This is a genomic window from Thauera mechernichensis (assembly GCF_029588855.1).
GTDB lineage: Bacteria > Pseudomonadota > Gammaproteobacteria > Burkholderiales > Rhodocyclaceae > Thauera > Thauera mechernichensis.
In genome coordinates this window covers 14,190-36,908 of record NZ_JARQZE010000014.1, presented here as the reverse complement: position 1 = coordinate 36,908, position 22,719 = coordinate 14,190, and the positions used below count along the sequence as shown (strand labels likewise).

16 protein-coding genes are annotated in these 22,719 nt (G+C 68.6%); 6 read left to right on the top strand and 10 right to left on the bottom strand.

The window, feature by feature from the left end; genetic code table 11:
- The first annotated feature begins 37 nt into the window (after positions 1-37).
- On the top strand, positions 38-2,047 hold the full coding sequence (locus P7F68_RS15660; protein ID WP_277834528.1) for a PhnE/PtxC family ABC transporter permease: 2,010 nt from the start codon (positions 38-40) through the stop codon (positions 2,045-2,047).
- A gap of 99 nt (positions 2,048-2,146) precedes the next feature.
- A complete protein-coding gene (gene tpx, locus P7F68_RS15655) occupies positions 2,147-2,647 on the top strand; it encodes a thiol peroxidase (protein ID WP_002925521.1) in 501 nt (166 codons plus the stop codon).
- Between the two features lie 56 nt (positions 2,648-2,703).
- Here the strand turns inward: tpx and P7F68_RS15650 are convergent, their stop codons facing one another.
- The 5 genes from P7F68_RS15650 to P7F68_RS15630 all read right to left on the bottom strand — a co-directional run bounded on the left by P7F68_RS15650 (position 2,704) and on the right by P7F68_RS15630 (position 10,483).
- Complete coding sequence (locus P7F68_RS15650) at positions 2,704-4,395, bottom strand: DUF342 domain-containing protein (RefSeq protein ID WP_277834525.1); 1,692 nt, start codon at positions 4,393-4,395, stop codon at positions 2,704-2,706.
- Positions 4,396-4,485: 90 nt separating this feature from the next.
- Entirely contained in the window at positions 4,486-6,402 is a 1,917-nt protein-coding gene (locus P7F68_RS15645) for a B12-binding domain-containing radical SAM protein (protein ID WP_002937577.1), read from the bottom strand.
- A 133-nt stretch (positions 6,403-6,535) separates the two neighbouring features.
- Positions 6,536-7,540, bottom strand: coding sequence for an asparaginase (locus P7F68_RS15640; protein ID WP_002937580.1), 1,005 nt, complete (start codon positions 7,538-7,540; stop codon positions 6,536-6,538).
- Positions 7,537-8,940, bottom strand: a complete 1,404-nt coding sequence (locus P7F68_RS15635; RefSeq protein WP_002937584.1) for an aspartate ammonia-lyase — start codon at positions 8,938-8,940, stop codon at positions 7,537-7,539. Before P7F68_RS15635 ends, P7F68_RS15640 begins: the two co-directional genes overlap by 4 nt.
- Positions 8,941-9,013: 73 nt before the next feature.
- Positions 9,014-10,483, bottom strand: coding sequence for an alanine/glycine:cation symporter family protein (locus P7F68_RS15630; protein WP_002937586.1), 1,470 nt, complete (start codon positions 10,481-10,483; stop codon positions 9,014-9,016).
- Between the two features lie 308 nt (positions 10,484-10,791).
- Between P7F68_RS15630 and P7F68_RS15625 the strand changes: the two genes are divergently transcribed.
- Positions 10,792-11,604 carry a helix-turn-helix domain-containing protein gene (locus P7F68_RS15625; protein WP_002925512.1) on the top strand — a complete coding sequence of 271 codons (813 nt, stop codon included), beginning with the start codon at positions 10,792-10,794 and terminating at the stop codon, positions 11,602-11,604.
- Between the two features lie 48 nt (positions 11,605-11,652).
- On the opposite strand, the gene P7F68_RS15620 is transcribed toward P7F68_RS15625, so the two are convergent.
- Together P7F68_RS15620 and P7F68_RS15615 are read right to left on the bottom strand one after the other, a co-directional pair.
- Complete coding sequence (locus P7F68_RS15620; protein ID WP_002937593.1) at positions 11,653-12,441, bottom strand: enoyl-CoA hydratase-related protein; 789 nt, start codon at positions 12,439-12,441, stop codon at positions 11,653-11,655.
- A 37-nt stretch (positions 12,442-12,478) separates the two neighbouring features.
- Entirely contained in the window at positions 12,479-12,991 is a 513-nt protein-coding gene (locus P7F68_RS15615; protein ID WP_002937594.1) for an LEA/WHy family protein, read from the bottom strand.
- A 227-nt stretch (positions 12,992-13,218) separates the two neighbouring features.
- Here P7F68_RS15615 and P7F68_RS15610 point away from each other — a divergent pair, with 227 nt between their 5' ends.
- The gene (locus P7F68_RS15610) at positions 13,219-17,079 is read left to right on the top strand and encodes an EAL domain-containing protein (RefSeq protein ID WP_002937596.1); all 3,861 of its coding nucleotides are present in this window, start codon (positions 13,219-13,221) and stop codon (positions 17,077-17,079) included.
- 11 nt (positions 17,080-17,090) lie between these two features.
- On the opposite strand, the gene P7F68_RS15605 is transcribed toward P7F68_RS15610, so the two are convergent.
- Complete coding sequence (locus P7F68_RS15605; RefSeq protein WP_002937599.1) at positions 17,091-17,699, bottom strand: DUF924 family protein; 609 nt, start codon at positions 17,697-17,699, stop codon at positions 17,091-17,093.
- 143 nt (positions 17,700-17,842) lie between these two features.
- Here P7F68_RS15605 and P7F68_RS15600 point away from each other — a divergent pair, with 143 nt between their 5' ends.
- Positions 17,843-19,648 carry an ABC transporter transmembrane domain-containing protein gene (locus P7F68_RS15600; RefSeq protein ID WP_277834512.1) on the top strand — a complete coding sequence of 602 codons (1,806 nt, stop codon included), beginning with the start codon at positions 17,843-17,845 and terminating at the stop codon, positions 19,646-19,648.
- Positions 19,649-19,666: 18 nt separating this feature from the next.
- On the opposite strand, the gene P7F68_RS15595 is transcribed toward P7F68_RS15600, so the two are convergent.
- Both P7F68_RS15595 and P7F68_RS15590 read right to left on the bottom strand, forming a co-directional pair.
- A complete protein-coding gene (locus P7F68_RS15595) occupies positions 19,667-20,548 on the bottom strand; it encodes a DNA ligase (protein WP_277834510.1) in 882 nt (293 codons plus the stop codon).
- A 171-nt stretch (positions 20,549-20,719) separates the two neighbouring features.
- Positions 20,720-21,553: a DUF3025 domain-containing protein gene (locus tag P7F68_RS15590; RefSeq protein WP_277834585.1), complete on the bottom strand. Its 834-nt coding sequence runs from the start codon at positions 21,551-21,553 to the stop codon at positions 20,720-20,722.
- A 372-nt stretch (positions 21,554-21,925) separates the two neighbouring features.
- Here P7F68_RS15590 and P7F68_RS15585 point away from each other — a divergent pair, with 372 nt between their 5' ends.
- Positions 21,926-22,717 carry a DUF2059 domain-containing protein gene (locus tag P7F68_RS15585; protein ID WP_277834508.1) on the top strand — a complete coding sequence of 264 codons (792 nt, stop codon included), beginning with the start codon at positions 21,926-21,928 and terminating at the stop codon, positions 22,715-22,717.
- The last annotated feature ends 2 nt before the right edge of the window (positions 22,718-22,719 follow it).

The window sequence follows — 22,719 nt, the reverse complement described above, 5'->3', positions numbered from 1 at the left end:
AGCACGGCTGCCGCAGCTGTGTGCCGGGGGTGTCTTGGTGAGTACGCTCGCCTTGGCCGCTAGCGCGCGTTACGAGCGCCGCCCGCTGGGCCATTTCGTCGCCCTGCTCGCCGTCCTGCTGGCCTTGCTGGCGGCCTTCGCCGCCGCCGACTGGGACTGGGGGGCGCTCACTGACGCCGAGCGCCGCGCTCAGGCGGCAGCGCGCATTGGCGCCTGGCTGGCGGCCTTCGCTCGCCCCGACCTGTCGCCGGACTTCGTGCGCCATGCCTGGGACCTGACCCTGCAGACCCTGTCCGCTGCCATCCTCGGTACGGCGCTGGCGGTGCTGCTGGCCTGGCCGTTGGCGATGGGTGCGAGCCGTGCGGTGTGTGTCGGCGATGAACGCAGCGCTGTGGGAGGCAACCTCGTCGCCCGCCTGTGGCGGTGGTTGCCGCTGCGCTCGCCGGCCGCCTTGCTGTGCGCGGCCTGCCGGCTGGTGCAGGACATCCTGCGCGCGGTGCCGGATTTCGTGTGGGCGATCATCCTGGTCGCACTGGTTGGCCTCGGCCCGCTCACCGGCGCGCTCGCGCTGGCGCTCAACATCACCGGCATTCTGGCCAAGGTGTACAGCGAGCTTTGGGACAGCGTTGATCCGGCGCGTTATGGCCAGGTCCGCAGCCTGGGCGGTGGCCGGTTGGCGACCTTCCTTTACGGCATCCGTCCGCTCGCCTCGCGCAACGTGCTGTCCTTCACGCTGATGCGCGCCGAATGCGCGATCCGCAACGCGGCGGTGATCGGTGCGGTGGGCGGCGGCGGGCTGGGCTCGGAGATCTGGTACCAGGTGCGCTTCGGCGCATGGGACAAGGTCGGCACGCTGATCCTGTTCACCTTGTTACTGACGCTGGCCGCGGATCTCGTCAGCAACACCATTCGTCGCCAGCTGCGCGGTGACCAGTCCCGCCAGAGCGGCGGTGCCTCGTGCGCGGTGGCGGGGGCTGGCGATGCGTCGCGCCAGGGACGGCCTGAGGGCGATGCTGCGGCGCCGCCCATTGCGGCTGGCGTCTCCCGTCCGCCGTTCGGCCCCTGGCTGGCCACCGGTCTGGTCGTGCTGGCCCTGCTGTGGTCGCTGTGGTTCATGGGCTGGGGCAACCGTGGCGGCGAGGATGGGGCTGCACGCAACCACCTCGCACCGGCCATGGAGCTGCTGAGTGGTGAGGCCTGGGGAAAGCTGCGCTTCTTCGAACGCCTGCTGCAGCCCGAGCTCGACCTCGCCGCGATCGGCCTGGGCGACCCGGCCAAGGTGGCGGCGCGCCTCGAGCAGGGCAAGGCGGTCGAATTGTTCGCCACCCATGGCGCGCTCGATGTCTGGCAACCGTCGGCGTGGCTGGCCTGGCAGCAGGAGCTGCAGAAGTGGTTCGTGTGGCGGGTGGTGGAATCGGCGGCGATCCCGCTCGCCATTGCGGTCGTCGGCACGGTGCTTGGCGTGGCCGGGGCGATCCTGCTCACCTATCCGCATTCGGCCAGCTTCCAGCTCCACGCCGCACGCTTCAGCGGCGAGACGCCGGCGCCCTGGCAACGCGCGCTGCGCGCCCTGCAGCTCGCGGCGGCGCGCGCCACGGCGGTGATCGCACGTGGCGTGCCTGAGGTGATGTGGGCCTTCCTGTGCATCGCCTTCTTTGGTCCCGGCCTGGTGGCGGGGACCTTGGCCATCGCGCTGCACACGCTGGGCGTGCTCACCCGGGTGTTCGGCGAGGCGGTGGACAACCAGCCCCTGCGCCGCTTCGAGCCCACCTGCGGTGGCTCGCGTCTGGCAACCTACGGCCTGGTGGCGGTGCCGCGGGTTTGGCGCGACTGGATGACCTATGGTTTTTTCCAGTTCGAGAGCAACGTGCGCGCGGCGGTGGTGCTCGGGCTGGTCGGCGTGGGCGGCCTGGGCTTCCAGTTCAGCTTCAACTTCGAGTGGTTCCGTTTCGAGCGGGCCGGCACCTACCTGCTCATGATCGTGTTGCTGACGGTGCTGATCGACCGCGGTTCGCGCCTGCTCAAGCTGTCCCGCGTCGGGCGTTGAACGGCCGGGCAGCGGGCAGCGCCTTGGTGTAGGCTAGCGGGCGGACCAGCCGGTGCCCCACGAACAAGCCGGCACCACCCTCACCCACAGGAGATAACCATGAGCGCAGTGACCCTCGGCGGCAATCCGATCGACGTGGCGGGCCGTTTCCCGCAAGCCGGCGATGCCGCCCCCGCCTTCAAGCTCACCGCCGCCGACCTTGCCGACGTCGGCCTCGAGGCCTTTGCCGGCAAGCGCAAGGTACTGAACATCGTTCCCAGCCTTGACACCCCGGTGTGCGCGACCTCGACGCGCAAGTTCAACGAGGAAGCCGGCAAGCTGGCCGATACCGTCGTACTGGTGGTTTCTGCCGACCTGCCCTTCGCAGCCAAGCGCTTCTGCGAGACCGAAGGCCTGGCGAACGTGCAGACGTTGTCGACCTTCCGCAACCCGGGCTTTGCCGAGGCCTATGGCGTGGCCATCACTTCCGGCCCGCTCGCCGGCATCACCGCGCGTGCAGTGGTGGTGATCGATGCCAACGACAAGGTCGTACATGCCCAGCGCGTGGGCGAGATCAAGGATGAGCCGGACTATGCGGCCGCGCTTGCCGCGCTGAAGTAAGCGGCAGTCATGCAGTGAAAGGCAGGGGCCCCAGTCGGGGCCCCTGCCTTTTCCGCTCAGCGGCGGCGAGCGGACTCGCCACCCGGTTTCTGTGGCTCGTCAAAGTGGCTGTCATCCTCGAGCGGGAACACGCCGAGCCCCTGGTCTGCAAGGCGGATGGTGCTGGCGGCGAGTACTTGCGGGATGCGCAGGCTGCGCTCACCCATGCTGACCGTGACGCCTTCGAACACGGTCTGCTCCACATTCACCCGCGCCTGCTGGGCGAGCTCGAGCCGGAAACGCAAGGCCTCTTCCTCGTTACGCAAGGCCTCGATCCCGGTCGACAGCGCAGCCGCTGCAAGCTCGGCGCGGCTCAGCATCTCGCTTGTGACCTTGCCCGGATTGCGGTCGGCGAAGTTGAGCAGCTTGCCGACTTCGAGCAGCTTGTTTTCCTGGATGTCGCGCTCCTGGGCCTTGGCCTGCACCGCCTGGGAGAGTGCCGTGTCGGCGCCGATCTCGAGTTCGGTGCGGATGCGGTTGTGCGCGCCGATCACACGGGCATGGATCGACAGGTTCGCGCAGGCCTTGCCGCCGATGATGTGGCCGCGACGCTGGTTGCCGACGCGGATATGGTTCCGCGCCACGAGCTGGCACTGCATGGCCAGATCATCGATGAAGATCGAGTCGCCCGCCGTGATGCGTGCCTGTTGAGCATAGGTGGCGGTGAAGCTGCCGTCGCAACGGATGGCGACGGCGCTGAAATCCTTGCCTGCCGTCTTGCCGCCGAGCCCGCCCATCACGCCGCCGCGCACGATGATGTTGCCGCCGGCCTCCAGCGTGGCGGGCTCGACCACGCCGCCGACCTCGATGTCGCCGCTGGCGCGGACGCTCATGCCGGCCTGGATGTCGTTGCGTACCCTGACCGTGCCATCGAAGTCGATGTTGCCGGTGGCCATGTTCACCGAGTCGACGGTGTAGATGGGCTCGACGATGATGCCATCGCACACCTCCACGGGTTGGCCGTCGCAGGCAGCGACGAGGAGGTCGGGGTCCTCGGCCGCGGCGCGCGTGCCGCGCAAGCCGCTGGCGAAGCGGACATCGCGCCCCGGCTTGGGCGCGATCGGCTGGCCGAGCACGTTGCGGCCGTCCTCGCCACGAGTCGCGGGATGCCGTCGCATCAGGCCCTCTCCCTCCTGCACCACGAGGATCTCGCCGAAGTCGCGGAAGTCGGTACGGCCGCAGGGGCGGACGTTGGGTACGCGCGCAGGTGTCTCGGGCAGCAGGCGTTCGAGCCAGCCGTCCTCACCGGGCACGGCTTCGCGGCCGCGGGCGATCACCAGGCGGTTAGCCTGGCCCTTGGCGATCGCGCGGTTGATCTCGTCGACCAGCACGCCCTCGACGATGCCGCGTGCGGCGAGCAGGCCGAGCAGTTCTGCCTTGGTTGCCGGACGGCCGCCCTTGGCCGGGGTGAGGGTGAGTTCCGCGCTGAGGCCATCGGCCGCGACTTCGACCTCGAGCATGGCATCCGCGCACTCGGCGATCTCGACGGCCTCGACCGATTGCCCGGCGTTGTAGCGCGCGATCAGCCCCTTGATCGCATCCGGCCGGATGCGCAGTTCGGCGTAGCCGGCCGCGCCGAGCTGCTCGCGCAACCAGAGTGCATCGATGCGCGGGAAGCGTGCGTCATGTGCCAGGTTCGCGCTGAGCACACGGGTCGCCGCGTCGAGGGTGAGGCTCAGTAGAGGGCCTGGGGCCAGGTCATTGTCCATGCGCGCGGTGCAGTGGCGTTGAAGGGAGGCGGGGCGGGATTCTAGCCCTCATCGGGGGCGTGCATGCATGCGCGAGATCAAGTGCGAGCATCATTGCCCGAGCGCTCGGGCAATGAACTGTCGCGCCACGCGCGGGCGCGGCACCTTGTCGGCAAACCACTGGCGCACGTCCGCATCGAGGCCGATACCGTGCATATAGTTGTATAGCGCCTTGTTGAGCGCTTTGCCGAGGCGATCGTGGTCGACACCGGTGGGGTCGATGAAGCCGATGTCGTTTTTCGCGAAGCTTACCGGTGGCAGCGGTACGAGCTCGATACCGTACTCCTGCGGGTTCATCCCCACCGGTGAGTGTACGGTGCACGCAAAGCGGTGGAAGAAGCCCGACTGGATGCAGCCGGCTTCGAAGAGCTGGCGCACGTATTCCAGCGCATCAACGGTGTCGTGCACCGTCTGCGTTGGGAAGCCGTACATCAGGTAAGCGTGGACCAGTACCCCGGCTTCGGTGAAGGCATGGGTGACGCGTGCGACCTGGTCCACCGACACGCCCTTCTTCATCAGCTTGAGCAGCCGGTCCGAGGCCACTTCCAGCCCGCCCGACACCGCGATGCAGCCGCTGTCGGCGAGCAACTGGCAGAGCTCGGGGGTGAAGGACTTCTCGAAGCGGATGTTGCCCCACCACGAAATTGCCACGCCGCGGCGCAGCAGCTCCTCGGCGAGCGCGCGCAGGGCCTTGGGCGGCGCCGCCTCGTCGACGAAGTGGAAGCCGGTCTGGCCGGTCTCGGCGATGATCGCTTCGATGCGGTCGACCAGCAGCGCGGCCGGGGCGCCGTCGTAGCGGCCGATGTAGTCGAGGCTGACGTCGCAGAAGCTGCACTTCTTCCAGTAGCAGCCGTGGGCCACCGTGAGCTTGTTCCAGCGCCCGTCGGACCATAGCCGGTGCATCGGGTTGAGCATGTCGAGCACCGACAGGTAGCCGTCCAGGGGCAGGCCGTCCCAGGTCGGCGTGCCGACCTCGGCGAAGGGCACGTCGGGCTCGATGAGGTTGATGTAGCGCACCGTACGCGTGTCCGCGTCGCGCACGAAGGTGCGCACCAGACGGGACTTGCCACGCTTGCCCTGCAGGTGTTCGAGCAGCGCCAGCAGGGGGCGCTCGCCGTCGTCGAGGGTGACGTAGTCGAAGTAGTCGAACACGCGCGGCTCGGATAGCTCGCGCAGCTCGGTGTTCACGAAGCCGCCGCCGAGCACGGTGACGATGCCCGGATGGGCGGCCTTGATCGCCTGGGCGATGCGGAAAGCGCCGTACACCGAGCCGGGGAAGGGCGTGGAGACGAGGACGAGCTGCGGCCGATGGTGGGAGATGGCCTCGAGGGTCAGTTCCTTGAGGTAGGCATCGACCAAGGTCGGTGAGGCGGCCAGGGCGTCGGCGAGCGCGTCGAAGGTGGCCTGGCTCATGGCCAGCGATTCGGCGTAGCGCACGAATTCGAAGCGCGGATCGATGGCGTCGCGCAGGATGTCGGCGAGCTCGTTCAGGTACAGCGTGGCGAGGTGGCGCGCACGGTCGGCGAGGCCGAGGGCGCCGAAGGCCCAGGCGAGCGGGTCGCCGCCTTCGGGATCGTCCGGGTCGACATAGGCATCGAGCGTGTCGAAGCGCGGCCCCTCGGGCAGGAAGGTCCGGCTCGCGATGCGATGGGCGATGGTGGGGTCGCGGCCTTGCAGGAAGGCGATGGTGGGGCCGACGGTGTAGCGGTAGCGCGTGAAGTGCTCGAGAAAGCCCTGCACCAGCGGCGTGCGCTGTCTGCGTGCCAAGGTCTCGGCGCGGGCGCGGATGTCGTCCAGGCCGGTGGGCGACAGCAGGCGCAGCACCAGTTTCAGCGCAAGATCCTCCTGCACCGCGTCGATGCCGCGCGAACGCAGGAAGCCGGTGAGATAGGCCGTGGACGGATACGGCGTGTTGAGCTGCGTCATCGGCGGGATCACCGAAAGCACGCGTGGTGAGCTGTCTGCCATGATGGGGGGGCTCACCCGTGTCGCTCGCCGGGATGAGGGCGGTCGCGGCGTCGGGCCGAGCACTTGTCTTGTGCGGGGGCGGGGAGCGCCATTCTACGTCAGCCCCGCCGGCGCGCCGTGCCCGGCGCCAGGTTCAGGACATCTCCCCGCACAGCGCGGTGCCGAAGCGCGCGCGCACCTGCGCAGGATCGCCGTCGGTCGCGAGCAGCACATGCAGCTTGGCGAAGGCCGCCTCGAGCGTCATGTCTGCGGCCGGGACGACACCGATGCGGTGCAGTGCTGCGCCGGTTGCGTAGGCGCCCTGCATCACCGTGCCGTGGCTGCACTGGGTCCGGTTCACCACCACCACGCCGCGCGCTACGGCGCGCGCGAGCGCATCGAGAAGGCCGGGCTCGGCATCGGGCAGGTTGCCGGCGCCGTAGCTGCACAGCACCAGGCCGCGCAATGCGGGATCGGCCGCGAGCGCATCGACCTGGTGTGCGCCCAGGCCCGGATGCACGGTCAGCACCGTCACCGCGCGCGGATCGAACTCGGGGAGCCGGAAGTTGCGTGCGCCTGCAGGCTGCAGGCGCTGCGCATGCACATTGAGCGTGATCCCGACCTCGGCCAGCGCGGCTGCGTTGGGTGAGGCGAATGCTTCGAAGGCCGTGCTGCTCGCCTTGGTGCTGCGGTTGCCGCGCAGCAGTTGGCGGCCGAAGAACACGCCGACTTCGCCGTGCGGCAAGCTGTCGGCGAGCAGCAGCGCCGACTGCAGGTTGGCCAGTGCGTCGGTGCGCGGCTCGACGAGCGGAACCTGCGCACCGGTGAGGATCACCGGTCGATCGGCGCCCTGCAGCATGAAGGACAGCGCCGACGCCGTCCACGCCATGGTGTCGGTACCGTGCAGCACCACGAAGCCGCGGTAGTCGTTCCAGCGCGTGACGAGCTCGCGGGCGATCGCGGTCCATTGCGCTGGCTGCAGGTTGGCGCTGTCGATCGGCTGTGCCAGTTCGACGAGATCGAAGGCGGGCAGGCCTGCCACGCCGTCCAGATGGCGCCGTAGCACCGCGCCGAAGCCCGGCATCGGACGATAGCCGTCCGTGCCGCGCTCCATGCCGATGGTGCCGCCCGTGTGCAGCACCAGGATGCGCTCGTTCATGCCGGCTGCCTTTGCGGGGCGAGCATGGATTGCGGGCTGAGCAGCGCATCGAGTTCGGCCTCGCCAAGCAGGCCCTCGCCCAGCACCAGGGCGCGCACGGTGTCGCCGCTGTGCAGCGCCTGGGCTGCGATGCGCGAGGCGTTGGCGTAGCCGATGTGCGGCACCAGCGCGGTGATCACGCCGATGCTGTGCTCGACGTGGCGGCGGCACTGCTCGCGGTCGGCGCGGATGCCGCGGATGCAGCGTTCCTCCAGCATGCGGCAGGCGGCGTCGAGCATGCGTACCGAGGACAGCAGGTTGTAGACGATCAGCGGCTCCATGGCGTTGAGCTGGAGCTGGCCGGCCTCGGCCGCCATCGTTACCGCGAGGTCGTTGCCGATCACCTGGTAGGCGGTCTGGTTAACCGCCTCCGGGATCACCGGGTTGACCTTGCCCGGCATGATCGACGAGCCCGGCTGCATCGGCGGCAGGTGGATCTCGCCGAAGCCGGTGCGTGGCCCGCTGGAGAGCAGGCGCAGGTCGTTGGCGAGCTTGGACAGCTTGACGGCGAAGCGCTTGAGCACGCCCGAGAAGAGCACGAAGGCGCCCATGTCCGAGGTCGCCTCGACCAGGTTGGCCGCGGGCACGATCGGCTTGCCCGAGATCTCGGCGAGATGGCGCACGGCGAGTGCGGCGTAGTCGGGGTGGGTGTTGATGCCGGTGCCGATCGCGGTGCCGCCGAGGTTGACCTCGCACAGCAGGGCGCAGACCTCGCGCAGGCGGTCGATGTCCTCGCCCAGGTTCACTGCGAAGGCCTCGAATTCCAGGCCGAGCGTCATCGGCACGGCGTCCTGCAGCTGGGTGCGGCCCATCTTGATGACGTCGGCGAACTCGCGGCCCTTCGCTTCGAGGGCGCGCTTGAGGCTGGCGATGGCGTCCACCAGCGGCTCGACGGCGAACTGCAGGCCGACGCAGACCGCGGTCGGGTAAGCGTCGTTGGTCGACTGCGACATGTTCACGTCGTCGTTGGGGTGCAGGTGTGCATACGCGCCCTTGGGCTGGCCGAGCTTCTCCAGCGCGAGGTTGGCGATGACCTCGTTGGCGTTCATGTTGGTCGAGGTGCCGGCGCCGCCCTGGATCAGGTCGACGACGAAGGCCTCGTGCAGGCGACCGCCGATGATGTCCGAGCAGGCGGCGAGGATGGCGTCGGCCTTGTGCGCCGGGAGCAGCCCGAGTTCGTGGTTGGCGCGCGCGGCAGCGGCCTTGACCATGGCCAGCGCGTTGACGAGCGCCGGGAAGTGGCTGATGGGTACGCCGGTGATGGTGAAGTTGTCGACAGCGCGCTGGGTCTGGATGCCGTACCAGGTGGCGGCGGGCAGCGCCATGTCGCCCAGCAGGTCGTGTTCGATGCGGGTGTTCATGTTGGTGTGTTCCTGTGGCGGTGGCAGGCGCCGTGTGCGCCAGCCACCGGGAGTGGTCGGGTGAGGTCGCGGATCAGGCCTTGGCCGGAACCGGGTCCGCGGCGGGCGACTGGATCGCCGCGCGGTCTTCTTCCTCCAGGCGCCATGCGTCGGCGTCGATGTCCAGGTCGCTGAAGCGTGTGGCGTCGAACACCGGCTCGGCGACGCCGGCGTCGATCTGCGCGTCGTAGTCGCGCATCAGGCGCAGTCCGGGCTTGAACAGCGCCGCGAGCGCAAGCAGGTTGGCGAGCGCGAGCAGGCCCATGGTCACGTCGGCGAAGGCGAACACGGTGCCGAGGTCGGTGGTGGCGCCCCAGCCGCACAGTGCGATCACCACCGCGCGGTAGAGCACGACCAGCCCGCGGTTGCTGGCGTTGAACCAGCTCAGGCTGTTCTCGCCGAGGTAGTAGTTGTAGATGATGGTTGTGAAGCCGAACAGCATCAGCGCAACGCTTACGAACACCCGGCCCCATTCGCCGACGAGACCGGCCAGCGATGCCTGGGTGAGGGCCACGCCGCCGACCTGAGCTCCTGTGCCGGGTTGGTAGACGTCGCCGAGCAACACGATGAAGGCGGTGCACGAGCACACGATCAGGGTGTCGATGAACACCGAGAAGGCCTGCACGATGCCCTGGCTGGCGGGGTGGCGCACGTAGGCCACCGCGGCGACGTTGGGCGCGCTGCCCAGGCCGGCCTCGTTGGAGAACAGGCCGCGCTTGACGCCCATCACGATCGCCGCGCCGATGCCGCCGCCGATCGCGGGTTCGAGGCCGAAGGCGCTCTTGACGATCAGTGCCAGCACGCCCGGCAACTCGCCGAGGTTGAGCACCACCACCACCAGCGCGATGGCGATGTAGCCGACCGCCATCACCGGCACGAGCACCTCGGCCACCTTGGCGATGCGCTTGACGCCGCCGAAGATGATCGCGCCGACGATCACGGCGAGGATGCCGCCGGTCACGCTGACCGGGATGCCGAAGGCGTCGTTGATCGAGGTGGCGACCGAGTACGACTGCAGCGCGCTGAAGGCAAAGCCGAAGGTCAGCAGCAGCAGCACCGAATAGACCGCCGCCAGCCACTTCCAGCGCCGCCCCATGCCGCGGGCGATGTAGTGCGCGGGGCCGCCGCGGTAGGTGCCGTCAGGCTCGGCAGTCTTGTAGGCCTGGGCGAGCGTGCACTCGAAGTAGCTTGTGGCCATGCCGATCAGGCCCACCATCCACATCCAGAAGATGGCGCCGGGGCCGCCCAGCGTGATGGCGACGGCGACGCCGGCGATGTTGCCGCCGCCGACGCGGCCGGCCACGGACAGCATCAGGGCCTGGAAGGAGCTGATGTGGCCGTGCTTGTCACGTGCAAAGGCCTGATTGGCGCCGAGGATGCGGAACATGCGTCCGAAGTGGCGGAACTGCACGCAGCGCGAACCGATGGTGAACCACAGGCCGAGGCCGATCAGCACGACGATCAGCACCTTGGACCATAGCAGGTCATTGAGCAGGTCAAGCATGACGGCGCCCTCCCTGGCGGAGGTGGCAGGCGGCCAGGGCCGGGACGTGACACGGGTAGGCAGGCATGAGATGTCTCCTTGCTGCGCGGCGCGTGGCCGCTGTTGTCGTTTTCCCCCGCGCGAACGGCGGGAGCACGGACATTTCAGCAAGCCGCGGGCAGCACGGGAATTTGACGACCTGGCTCAAGCCGTTGCCAATGGGCGCACAAACTGCGCCATACTGCGACATATCCAAGGTGTGCCACCGACCGGGGCCGTACGCGTGAGCCGCCACTCCTGTTGCCCGCCGCGTCGCCCCTGGAGCCACCATGAACGAGGATTTCGCCCGCAACCTGCGCCTGTTGTGCAGCTACTACCGCTCCGTGGCCGAGGTCTGCCGCCGGCTCGACATCAACCGGCCGCAGTTCAACCGCTACCTGAGCGGGCGCTATCGGCCCTCGGCCCATACGCTGCGCCGGTTCTGCGCCTTCTTCGGGGTGGACGAGCACGAAATCATGATGCCCAGCGCGCAGTTCGAGCGCCTGGTGCAAGTCCGCCCGCGGCCGGTGGTGCCCGCCGTGGCGCACGCACCGGAGGCGGCGGATCTCGCCCACCTGAAGGAGATCGGTAGCGCAGGGCTGGACAAGTACCTGGGCTATTACTTCGAGACCTACCTGTCGATGGCCTGCCCCGGGCAGCTTCTGCGTACCCTGGTATGCCTGGAAAGGCGTGACGACCGGGTGTATTACCAGCGTACCGAGCGCCTCATCGAGCATCCGCGCGAGAAGGCCTACCATGGCATCTATCGCGGCCTGGCGCATTTCCTCACCGACCGGATCTTCCTGACCGACTACGAGACGCTGACTGGTCTGGAGATGACTCAGACCATCCTCTTCCCCTCGTTCAAGAACCGTGTCACCCGGCTCACCGGGCTCAAGCTAGGGGTGTCGGGCAGCGGCGAGCGCATGCCATGTTGCGCCCGGGTCGTGTATGAATACCTCGGCCAGGCCATCGAGGTCCGGCGCGCGCTGCGCCTGTGCGGCCTGTATCCGCTCGATGACACACGGGTGGATGAGGCGACGCGCCGGGCCGTGGCCAACGATATCGCAGCCGGCGAGTGGCATTTCCGCGCGCGCCACTGAGCGTGCGCGCGCACCTCGCCTGCACGGCTGGGCCTGGCTGACTGCAGTTCAGCGCTTCAGGAAGCGCTCGACTGCCGCGAGGTGTTCCGGCTCGTTGTGGCACATGCCCTGGAAGGCCGCGCACAGGTCGAGGAAGTCCTTGAGTTCGGTGCGCTGGGCCATCTTCATCAGGCGCTTGGTCAGGCGCAGCGCCTTGGGCGGCTGGGCGGCGAAGCGCGCGGCCATGTCGTGGGCGCGTGCCAGCAACTGCTCAGGCTCGACGACCTCGAGCGCGATGCCCAGGGTCTTCGCCTCCTCCGCACCGACAATGCGTCCCGACAGGGTGAGCTCGAAGGCCTGCTGGTAGCCGATCAGGCGCTGCATGAACCAGGCGCCGCCGTCGCCCGGAATGATGCCGAGGTTGAGGAAGGTCTCGCCGAACTTCGCCCGGGTGGAGGCGATGCGGATGTCGGCCATGTTGGCCAGATCAAAGCCGGCGCCGATTGCGGGCCCATTGACTGCGGCGATGATCGGCACCTCGACCGCCTGCAAGGCCAGCGGGATGCGCTGGATGCCGCGGCGGTAGCGGGTGGCGACCTCGGCCACATCGCCGGCAAAGTCGCCGCCGCGCTCGGCCATGTCCTTGATGTTGCCCCCCGCGGAGAAGGCTGCACCCTCGCCGGTGATCACCAGCACGGAGACCTCGTCGCAGCCGTTTACCCACTCGGCCACATCGACGATGTCGTCGATGAGTGCGGTGCCGGTGAGCGCATTGCGCACGTCGTCGCGCGCCAGGGTGAGGGTGGCGACGCGATCGTCGAGTTGCAGGCGGGCGTCCTTGAGGGCGGGCTGGGACATCATTCGGTCTCCTTTTGAGTGTCGCGCGCGGCGGGTTTCAGCGTGGCGTCCTGAGCGGATCGGGTAGCTTGAGGGTACCGGAGTCGGAGAAGCGCATGCCACCCGCCAGACCACCGGCGAGCCGGCCGCGCAGCGTGTAGGGTACTTCGGCCTTGGTCTCGCCTTCGATCACGCCGAGCGCCTGGCGTACCACGGCGATCGCCGATACCGACACCGGGATCTCGATCAGCGTCTCGCCGAAACGCGGCACGCTGCCCGCGCGATCGCTGACGCCGGTGGCGAAGGGCCGACCATTGAGCTCGAGTTCGAGCGCGAGGCCGTCGAAGTCGATTGCCGAGTCGTTGGGGTTCTGCACCCGCATCCTGACCTTGAAGCGCATCTCCATGCCCTCGCCCGGGATGGGCTCCAGGCCGACGACGTTGATTCGAACCGGTTCGCGGTGCACCAGGCTGGCGCAGCCGCCGACCGCGAGCAGGGCAAGGACGACCAGTACCGCAGTGAAACTGCGGTAGCAGAGGTGTGCGAGGCGGATGGGGATGGCGGCATGCATGGGCGGAACTTCCATTGTGAAAGCCGGGCCTGGTCCATTCTACCTGCAGACGGGCCTCTGGCCAGGCGCGTGCCCACGCCGGCTTGCGCATGGGCAAAGGTCATCACCGGGGCAGGCACCGGCGTATCTCGCCAGGCGTGCGGTTTTCACTACCGGTGTTTCGGCAGCTGTCTAGAATCCAGTATGCGTAGCGCCCGCTGCGGCTGTGCATCGGTGAAGGAGTCCGAGTGATCGACCATACGCATCCGAGCCTCAATCTGCCAGCCGCTGGCGGCGCTGGACCGGCCGCCACCTCCGTGTTTGCCGACGGCGGGCTTGATGCGCTCGTCGATGCGTTGCCCGCGCTGGTGTGGGTAAAGAGCCCCGACGGTGTGTTCCTGCACTGCAACCGCCAGGTCGAGGCCTTGCTTGGCCGGTCCCGTGACCAGATCCTCGGGCGGACGGACGCTGATTTCTTTGCCGAAGCAGAGGCCGCAGCCTTTCGCGCGGACGATCTGCGGGCCCTGGCCGCCATGCAGCCCGTGAGCCGTGAGGAGTGGCTCACCTTTGCCCGCGACGGCCACCGTGAGCTTGTCCTCACTACCAAGGCGCCCCTGCACGGCGCGGATGGACGCCTCATCGGCGTGCTCGGCATTGCCCACGACGTCACCCACGAGCGGCGCATGCGGGCCGCACTCGATCTGCTTGCCGCAGATTCCACTCCGCGTACCGGGGTCGCCTTCCATGAGCGCGTGTGCCGGCACCTGGTTGAGGCGCTCGATGCCGACTATGTGTTCGTCGGTGCGGTCGACGCGGTCGGCGAGCGGGTCAATGCGGTCGCCGGCTGGTCGAGCGCGGGGCGCATGCAGGCCTTCGACTACGCGCTTGCGGACTCGCCCTGCGAGCATGTGATCGGGCGGGCGCCCTGCGTCTATGCCGAGGGCGTCGCGATGCGCTTCCCGCGCGACGAGGCGCTCGTACGCAAGGGCATAGAAGGCTATTGCGCGGTGCCGCTGATCGATCATGCCGGGCACCCGCTGGGGCTGCTTGCGCTGCTCAGCCGGCGTCCATTGGCCCAGCCGCAAGTGGTGCTCGACCTGCTCCAGATCTTCGACGCACCGGTCAGCGCGGAGCTCGAGAACAGCCGCAATCTGTCCGCCCTGCGGCGGCGGGTGTCGCTCGAGCAGACCCTGGCACGCATCTCGGCGCGCATCGTCGGTGCCGAGCATGAGCGCCTCGACGAGGTGATCGTCGAGGCGCTCGGCGAGCTCGCCGGCCATGCGCGTGCCGATCGAGCCTACGTGTTCGCGGTCGCGGAGGACGACGCCCACGCCTGCAATACCCATGAGTGGTGCGCGCCGGGGGTGTTGACGCAGATCGGCAGCCTGCAGCAGGTCCGTTTCGATCACGAGCTGCTGTTCGCACGTACGCTGAGGGCGTTCGACTGCGTCGATATCGAGGACGTGGAGGCGCTGGACGACGAGGCTCGCCTCGACCGCGAGATACTGCTGGCGCAGGGCATCCATTCCACGCTGGCAGCGCCGATGCGCTCGAACAAGCGCCTGTCCGGCTTCATCGGCTTCGACTCGGTGCATGCCCGGCGACGCTGGGCCGACGAGGAGAAGGCCTTGCTCGCGCTTGCCGGCGACGCCATCCGCAACGCGCTCGAGCGCCGCGATGCCGAGCGCCGGCTGCGCCAGAGCGAGGCGCGCTTCCGCCAGCTGTTCGAGAAGATCCCCAACATCTCGGTGCAGGGCTACGATGCCCAGCGCAACGTGATCTTCTGGAACGAAGCGAGCACCGCGCTTTATGGCTTCAGTGCCGAGGAAGCGCTCGGGCGCAGGCTGGACGAACTGCTGATTCCGCTCGAGATGCGCGCTGACCTCGAGGTTTTGCATCGCGACTGGATCGAGAAAGGCGTCGAGATCCCTGCAGGGGAGCTCAACCTGCTGCGCAAGGATGGCAGCAGCGTGCCGGTTTTCTCCAGCCACGTCATGCAGCGCAACGCTGATGGTGAGTTCGAGATGTACTGCATCGACATCGACCTCACCGAGCAACGCCAGGCGCAGGCCAGCCAGCGCCTGGCGGCGAGCGTGTTCTCGTATGCCCGCGAAGGCATCCTGATCACCGACGGGCAAGGCCTGATCGTCGACGCCAACGAGGCCTACTGCAGGCAGTGCGGCTATACGCGCGAGGAGATCCTGGGTCATCCGGCGGGGATGTTCCAGTCGGGGCGACATGGTGCGGAGTTCTACGCCGTGATGAGGCGAAGCCTGAGCGAGCGCGGTTTCTGGAGTGGCGAGATCTGGAACCGGCGCAAATCCGGTGAGCACTACCCGGCGCTGCTCACCATCAGCGCGGTGCCGGACGCCGGCGGTGAGGCGCTGCGCTATGTTGCCCTGTATGCCGATATCGCAGCGCAGAAGGCGCACGAGGCCGAGCTCGAGTTCCTCGCCCACCACGACGCCCTTACCGGCTTGCCCAACCGGGCGCTGCTGCGCGACCGCCTTGAGCAGGCCATCGCGCAGGCCCGCCGCCGCGAGCAGCGCGTGGCGGTGGCCTACCTCGACCTCGACGGTTTCAAGCTGGTCAATGACCAGCATGGCCACGCGCTCGGCGACCGCCTGCTCAAGCAGTTCGCCGGCGGCATGCGCGCGGCCTTGCGTGAGGGCGACACCATCGCACGCCTCGGCGGTGACGAGTTTGCGGCCGTGCTCGTCGATGTCGGCGAGCATGGTGCCTTCGTGCCCTTCGTGATGCGCTTGCTCGATGTCGTGTCCCGCCCGGTGGACATCGATGGCGTGCGACTGCAGTTGTCGGCCAGCATCGGCGTCAGCTTGTTCCCACAGCCCGATGTCGTCGATGCCGACCAGTTGTTGCGCCAGGCCGACCAGGCGATGTACCAGGCCAAGCTGGCCGGCAAGAACCGCTTCTGCATCTTCGACACCGAGCTCGATCGCAGCGTGCGCGGCCATCATGAGACGCTGGCCCAGGTTGCCGCGGGTCTCCGCAGGGGCGAGTTCGAGCTCTTCTACCAGCCCAAGGTCAACATGCGTACCGGTGCGGTGATCGGGCTGGAGGCGCTGATCCGCTGGCATCACCCGCAGCGCGGCCTGCTTTCACCGGGCGCCTTCCTCGCCGATGTCGAGGCCAGCCCGCTTGCCGTGGAGCTCGGTGAATGGGTCATCGATACCGCGCTCGCCCAGCATGTGAGTTGGCGCGAGCAGGGACTGGACCTGCCGGTCAGCGTCAACATCTCGGCCGAGCACCTGCAGCGCGCGGACTTCGTCGCCCGCCTGGAGGCCTTGCTCGGACGTCAGCGCGACATTGGCCCCGGGCGTCTCGAGATCGAGGTTCTCGAAACCAGCGCGCTCAGCAACCTCGAGCATGTCGCAGAGGTGATCCGCGGCTGCCGGCGCCTCGGCGTGCGGTTTGCGCTCGACGACTTCGGCACCGGCTATGCGTCGCTCGCCTACCTCAAGCACCTGCCGGCCGACGTGCTCAAGATCGACCAGACCTTTGTACGCGACATGCTGGAGGACCCCGATGACCTGGCGATCCTGGAGGGGGTCATCGGCCTGGCCAAGGCCTTCCGCCGTCAGGCGGTTGCCGAAGGGGTGGAGAGCATCGTACATGCGCGCCGCCTGCTGTTGCTGGGGTGCGAGTTTGCCCAGGGCTACGGTATTGCACGGCCGATGCCTGCGGCCGCCGTACCCGTGTGGGTGACGGCCTGGCGACCGGATCCATCCTGGCAGAGTGCGGCAGAACTCGGCCGCGACCAGGTGCTGCTGTTGTATGCCGGGGCCGAGCTTGCACACTGGTGCGCTTTGGCTGCGGCGGCGCTTGGCAACCAGGGCGCGGAGGTGCCCGCGTTCGACATCGAGGGCAGCGCCTTCGGGCGTTGGCTGGCCGCAGAGCGTGCGTCCGGCGCTGTCGACGCACCGGCCTGCGAAGCCCTGCAGGATGAACTCGCCCAACTGGCGCAGCTGTGCGAGCGCTGTGCTGGCGCGCCTGCTGCCGCCGGCAGTCGTCCGTCCCTGATTGCGGAGCTGGGCGCACGCCGAGCCGCAATCGAGAGCGCGCTCGACGCCGTGCTTCGCGCTGGCTGAGTCCGGTTACGTCAGAATCCGGATCCGGGCTGTTGCAGGAAGGCGACTTCATCCGGCGTCGATTCGCGGCCCAGGGCTGCGTTGCGATGGGGAAAGCGGCCGAAGCGGTCGATGATCTCCAGGTGACGGCGCGCGTAATCGACATAGCCATCGAAGGCGGGCCGCTCTGCCGCGCCAAGGCCTGAGGCGAGCACGTCGAAGAGACGGACGGCTTCGCGCTGATCGGCCAGATCCTCGGAGTGTTCCAGTGGCAGATACAGGAACACGCGCTCGATCGGGCGCGCATCGAGGTCGAGGCCGAGCCTGATCGTGTCCCGCGCCCAGCGCAGTGCGAGCACGTCGAAGGCGAAGGCGGCAGCTTGCCCGCGCCAGATATTGCGTGGGAACTGGTCGGTAAGCAGGATCAGCGCAAGCCGGCCGCGCAGCGTACCCAGCCAGCCGTCCAGCTCGCCGGCACCCGCTCGGCCGACGAGCGCTGCGAAGCGCTGGCGCATGTCGGCGTCGACCTCGGCCTGTTTCCGCCACCATAGTGCGGACTGACGTTCGATGATGGCTGTCTGCGCGGTCGTGTCGGCGTCCGGGCCGAACCAGAAGGCGTGGATTGAGTCGGGCGTGTCCAAGCGGGACCTCCTGCGGGCGGGCGGTACGGACACCATAGCGCAGTCGACCGTCCGTGTCTGCGAGCTCGGTGCGGTATGGCGTTCGCGTTCGAGCGCGGGAAATCCGGCAATAATCGGGCATTCACCGTGCCTGCCTACCGACCATGACGTCCTCGCCCCCGATTGCTCGCCCACTCTCCGCACTGCGCGGCCTGTTGCCATTCCTGCGCCCGCATCGTGGCCGGGTGGTCCTGGCCTTCGTGCTGCTCTGCCTCGGTTCGGCCGCGATCCTCGTCGTGCCGCTGGCTTTCCGCGACCTGATCGACGCGGGTTTTGGCGGTGATGTGGCGGGGGCCGGGCTATTCGGTGCGCAGGGCCTGGACGGCCGCTTCGTGGCGCTGGTCGGCCTCGCGCTGTTCTGGGCGGTGGTGGTCGCGGCGCGCTACTACACGGTGTCCTGGATCGGCGAGCGCGTCACGGCCGACCTGCGCAGCGCGGTGTATGCCCGCGTGCTGCATCAGTCGCCACAGTTCTTCGAGACCTTGCAGACCGGCGAAGTGCTCTCGAGGCTCACGGGCGACACCACCCTTGTGCAGACCGTCGTTGGCAGCTCGATCTCGATGGGCTTGCGCAGCCTGTTCCAGTTCGTCGGCGGCATGCTCATGCTGGCGGTGACCAGCGTGCAGCTGTTCGGCCTCATCGTCGGCCTGATGACTGTGCTGGCCTTGCCCATCGCCGTCATCGGCCGGCGCGTGCGCCGGCTGTCGCGCGCGTCGCAGGACCGCATCGCCGATGCCTCGGCCCTGGCCGGCGAGATCCTCAACGCCATGCCCACGGTGCAGGCCTTCACCCAGGAAGCGAACGAGGCGCGGCGCTTTGCCGCGCGCAGCGAGACCGGTTTCCAGGCTGCCGTGCAGCGTACCCGCGTGCGCGCCCTGCTCACCGCGCTCATCATCGCGGCGGTGATGGGCACGATCATCTTCGTGCTGTGGATCGGCGCGCGCCAGGTACAGGCGGGCACACTGTCGGTGGGCGAACTCGGCGCCTTCCTCATCTATGCCGCGCTGGTGGCGGGTGGGGTGGGCACGCTGGCCGAGGTGTGGGGCGACGTCATGCGTGCAAGCGGCGCCACCGAGCGCCTGATGGAGCTGCTGCACGCCGAGCCGGCGATCCGGGATGGCGACGCGGCCCGCGCCGGCGAGGGCGCCCGCGCCACGCCCGCAGCCCACGCCGCCCTGCCCGCGATCGCGTTCGACCACGTCGTGTTCTGCTACCCGGCACGCCCGGGCGTGCGCGCGATCGACGACATCTCGCTGCAGATCGCACCCGGCGAGCGGATTGCGCTCGTCGGCCCCTCGGGCGCCGGCAAGACCAGCCTGTTCCAGCTCCTGCTGCGCTACTACGAGGCGAGCGCGGGCTGCATCCGTATCAGTGGCAGCGACATCCGCGCGTTGTCGCTGCACGCGCTGCGCGCCGGGATCGCGATCGTGCCGCAGGACCCGGTGATCTTCTCGGCAAGCGCGCTGGAGAACATCCGCTACGGCCGTCCCGACGCCAGCGACGCCGAGGTGATCGCCGCCGCCCGCGCCGCGGCTGCCGACGAATTCATCGCCCGCCTGCCCGAAGGCTACGCCAGCTTCCTCGGCGAACGCGGCACCCGGCTCTCGGGCGGCCAGCGCCAGCGCATCGCGATCGCGCGTGCGATCCTCAAGGGTGCGCCCATCCTGCTGCTCGATGAAGCCACCAGTGCGCTCGACGCCGAATCCGAAATCCTGGTGCAGCAGGGCCTGGCCGCCGCGATGCGGGGGCGGACCACGCTCATCATCGCCCACCGCCTGGCCACGGTGCAGAAGGTGGACCGCATCGTGGTGATGGACGCCGGCCGCATCGTCGAGACCGGTACCCCGGCCGACCTGCGCCGCCAGGGCGGGCTGTATGCACGGCTGGCGGCGCTGCAGCTGGAGGCGTGAGGAGGGCGGCGCGGGGCGCTACGGCAGCGTGCGCTCGCGCACATAGCGTGGAAAGCGTGGTTGCCCGCCGGGGGTGAGTTCGCGGTAGCGGTAGGTGACCAGCGTGCCGATGGCGGGCGGGGTGTTGCGCAGGGCGTCGGTCAGGCCGCTGCCGATGCGAAAGCGGCGGCCGTCGTCGGTCTCGACCTCCAGTGCGCCGACCCTGCCCTGCAGCCGGCCCTTGCCGGGGATGTAGCCGACGACGCGGGCCTCGGCGTCGAGCCATGGGGTGAGCTTGAGCAGGGCGTCGCTGCGGCCGGGTTGCCAGTGGGCGTCGGCGCGGTGCAGCATGAGTCCTTCTCCCCCGCCGGCGACGGTGTCGTCGAGCAGGCGCTGCAGCGCTGCGCGGTCGGTGACCCGGCGCTGCTCCACGACCTGGAGCCAGGGCCGGTCGGCCGCCATGACGAGGGCCTGGAGTGCCTGCAGACGGGCGCTGAAGTCGCCCGCCCCGGCGGGCTGGTCGAACACCATGTAGCGCACCGCGCGCCAGCCCGGGTGCTGTGGGTCGGCGCGGCGGATGAGGCCGGAGAGTTCGTCGAAGCGCTGGCGGCCCAGCCACAGCTCGCCGTCAAGCGGCGTGTCGGGCAGCCCGGCAACGAACCAGTCGGGCGCGACGATCGGCCGCCCGCTGCGGAAGCGCAACTGGCGGCCGTCCCACAGCGCGCGTACGCCGTCGAGCTTTTCGCTGATCCAGTACTGGGCCGGGTCGATGGCCGCGTCGTAGCGCAGCGCGAGCATGGGGGCGGGCGCCGGTGGCGTGTGCGGGTCGGCCCAGGCCGCGCCGCTGACCGCGGCCACCAGCAGCGCCAGGATCAATGTGCGGTGCGTGCGGGCAGGCCCGAGTCGCGATGCAGCGTTCATTGGCCGTCGGGGGCGTTGAGTGCCCGTGGGTGCGGGCGCGCAGGCGGTGCAGGCCCGCTGGGCAGTCCTGGGGGGCGTCTCTGGGGAGGTGGGTGGACGCGGCATGAGCATCTGCGCTGTCAATGACGAAGGCATTGTACGTGGCGCCGTCCGGATCATCCATATCGAATGTCAGAGGATGGCGGCGTGGGCCTCATGCGCGCGGCGCGGGCGGAACTGGCGGGTGTCGCGGTAATACGCGGCGCATTCGTTTTCGGGTGTCATGCCGGGGATGCCGAGCAGTGGCAGGGCTGACAGGCTGCGCGGGCTGAAGTCGCCGAGTGTGGTGGTGAACTCGTGGGCGAGCCAGGCGTCGGTGTCGGCCAGCGCTGCGTCCGCCGGCAGCGCCAGCCAGTCGGGTGCAACCCTGCGGTAGAGGGCTTTCGCGCACAGGCCGAAGAAGGGGGCGCGCAGCAGCTCCCAGGTGGCGTGTCCGAAGACGAGAAAGCGGGTGGTCTGTGCGAGGCGCTGACGGCAGTCCCAGAATGCGGCTTCCCACTCATGCGCAGCGAGCAGCGCGGGGATCTCGGTATCGGCCGACACCACCACGATGCCGCATTCGTCGAACTGGGTCAGTGCGTCGCGGCGCGGCCCGCGCCCGGAAAGGCCTGCCGCCGTGCGGGTCTGCAGTTCTTCGACATGCAGGCGGTTGAGCGTGGCCTTGGTGCGCGGCCAAGCGCACCAGGCCAGCGCATTGAAGAAATCGTGCCAGTCGCCGCTGCGGGTCGGCACCTCGCCGCGGGCGAAGATGTGGGCCTCGTAGCCCGCAGGCGTCTCCCCGGGCGGCACGAAGCGGATCGGCGCCCCGCCACCGCTGCGGGTGCCCGGGGCCGCCTCGGCGAGCAGGGCGTCGAGCGCCGCGTGGTCAGGCAGGCCGGTGCCGGCGCAGCGTTCGAGCCAGCGCCCGATCGGTGCGAACAGAGGCTGTGTAGCGAGACTTGCGGGATGGTGATCTGCGGTGCTCATCCTCGCATTGTGCCTTCTCCAAACCGCCTGTTTCTGGAAACTCATCTGAGCCGTATGCGCTTGACAAGCGGGGAGCAGAAGGAGATAAAATGACAAAAAAGTAAATGATAATGAAAGGCATTTACTACAGAGTATCAACACGCAGATCCGCTGGTCTCGTCTAACAGCCCCCGTGTTCGTCAGTGTGCGCGCAGCCTGGTGCCGCGCCAGCGCTCTCGAACCTGGCTGGCCGGACTTGGCGGTCCTGATGCTGCCTGAGTGTTTCATTGATAAGGAGTGATCATGTTCAAACGGTTTCGATTCCTGGGGGCAGGGCTGCTCGCGTTGAGCTTGCTTGCACCGGGGGCGCATGTGTTTGCGCAACAGGACGGCATGCAGGGCGTCCAGGCCGATGCAGCCGCCACCGACTGGCGGCGGCTGTTGCAGGTGACCAGCATCGAGCGGATGGTGCGGGAGCTGCCCACCTATTTCAGGCAGGGGCTCGACCAGGCCAGGGCTCAGGGGGCGGCGGTGCCTCCCGAGGTCGAGGCTGCGCTCAAGGCTGCGGCCGACGAGGTGTTTGGCTTCGAGGGCTTGCAGCAGGCGGTCACCGCCCACCTGCAAGCCAGCCTGAGCGCAGAGCAGCTGGCCGATTGGCTGGGCTTCTATGCGACGCCGCTGGGCAGGAAGCTGACCGCCGCCGACGAGCACGCGGCCTCGCCGGCTTTCCAGCGCGAGATGATGGAGCGGGCGCCGCAGATCATGGAGACGCTCAGCCAGGATGCCAGCCGGATGGCACTGCTGCAGTCCTGGCTGCAGGCCACCGATGCGGTGGAGCAGGCCACCAACATGGCGCTGCAAAGCCAGTTGGCGCTCGAGTGGGGTTTGATCTCGACCCTGCCGCAGGGCACGGCGAGACCCAGCTTCGACGAGGTGCAGAGCCACATGAATGCACAGCGTTTTGCGATGCGGGCACAGATGGCTCAGATGCTGCTCGTTCACTCTGCCGCCGCGTACCAGGAGTTCGATACGGAGGAACTCGGACAGCTGCTGAAAAAGGCGAACAGTCCGGCTGGTCGGGCACTGTATATCGAATTCGGCACCCGCTTCTACCAGACCCTGGCGGCCCTGTCCGAGGCGGTCGGAGAGGCCGCCGGGCGGCGGCTGGGGCAACGACCCGTTTGAGA

What these genes read in the sequence shown, in the direction of transcription:
- P7F68_RS15595 (WP_277834510.1), bottom strand. Translation starts at nt 20,548, where the DNA reads ATGAACGCTGCATCGCGACTCGGGCCTGCCCGCACGCACCGCACATTG.
- P7F68_RS15600 (WP_277834512.1), top strand. Translation starts at nt 17,843, where the DNA reads ATGACGTCCTCGCCCCCGATTGCTCGCCCACTCTCCGCACTGCGCGGC.
- P7F68_RS15590 (WP_277834585.1), bottom strand. Translation starts at nt 21,553, where the DNA reads ATGAGCACCGCAGATCACCATCCCGCAAGTCTCGCTACACAGCCTCTG.
- P7F68_RS15640 (WP_002937580.1), bottom strand. Translation starts at nt 7,540, where the DNA reads ATGAACGAGCGCATCCTGGTGCTGCACACGGGCGGCACCATCGGCATG.
- P7F68_RS15650 (WP_277834525.1), bottom strand. Translation starts at nt 4,395, where the DNA reads ATGGACAATGACCTGGCCCCAGGCCCTCTACTGAGCCTCACCCTCGAC.
- P7F68_RS15620 (WP_002937593.1), bottom strand. Translation starts at nt 12,441, where the DNA reads ATGTCCCAGCCCGCCCTCAAGGACGCCCGCCTGCAACTCGACGATCGC.
- P7F68_RS15625 (WP_002925512.1), top strand. Translation starts at nt 10,792, where the DNA reads ATGAACGAGGATTTCGCCCGCAACCTGCGCCTGTTGTGCAGCTACTAC.
- P7F68_RS15635 (WP_002937584.1), bottom strand. Translation starts at nt 8,940, where the DNA reads ATGAACACCCGCATCGAACACGACCTGCTGGGCGACATGGCGCTGCCC.
- P7F68_RS15645 (WP_002937577.1), bottom strand. Translation starts at nt 6,402, where the DNA reads ATGGCAGACAGCTCACCACGCGTGCTTTCGGTGATCCCGCCGATGACG.
- P7F68_RS15585 (WP_277834508.1), top strand. Translation starts at nt 21,926, where the DNA reads ATGCAGGGCGTCCAGGCCGATGCAGCCGCCACCGACTGGCGGCGGCTG.
- tpx (WP_002925521.1), top strand. Translation starts at nt 2,147, where the DNA reads ATGAGCGCAGTGACCCTCGGCGGCAATCCGATCGACGTGGCGGGCCGT.
- P7F68_RS15630 (WP_002937586.1), bottom strand. Translation starts at nt 10,483, where the DNA reads ATGCTTGACCTGCTCAATGACCTGCTATGGTCCAAGGTGCTGATCGTC.
- P7F68_RS15615 (WP_002937594.1), bottom strand. Translation starts at nt 12,991, where the DNA reads ATGCATGCCGCCATCCCCATCCGCCTCGCACACCTCTGCTACCGCAGT.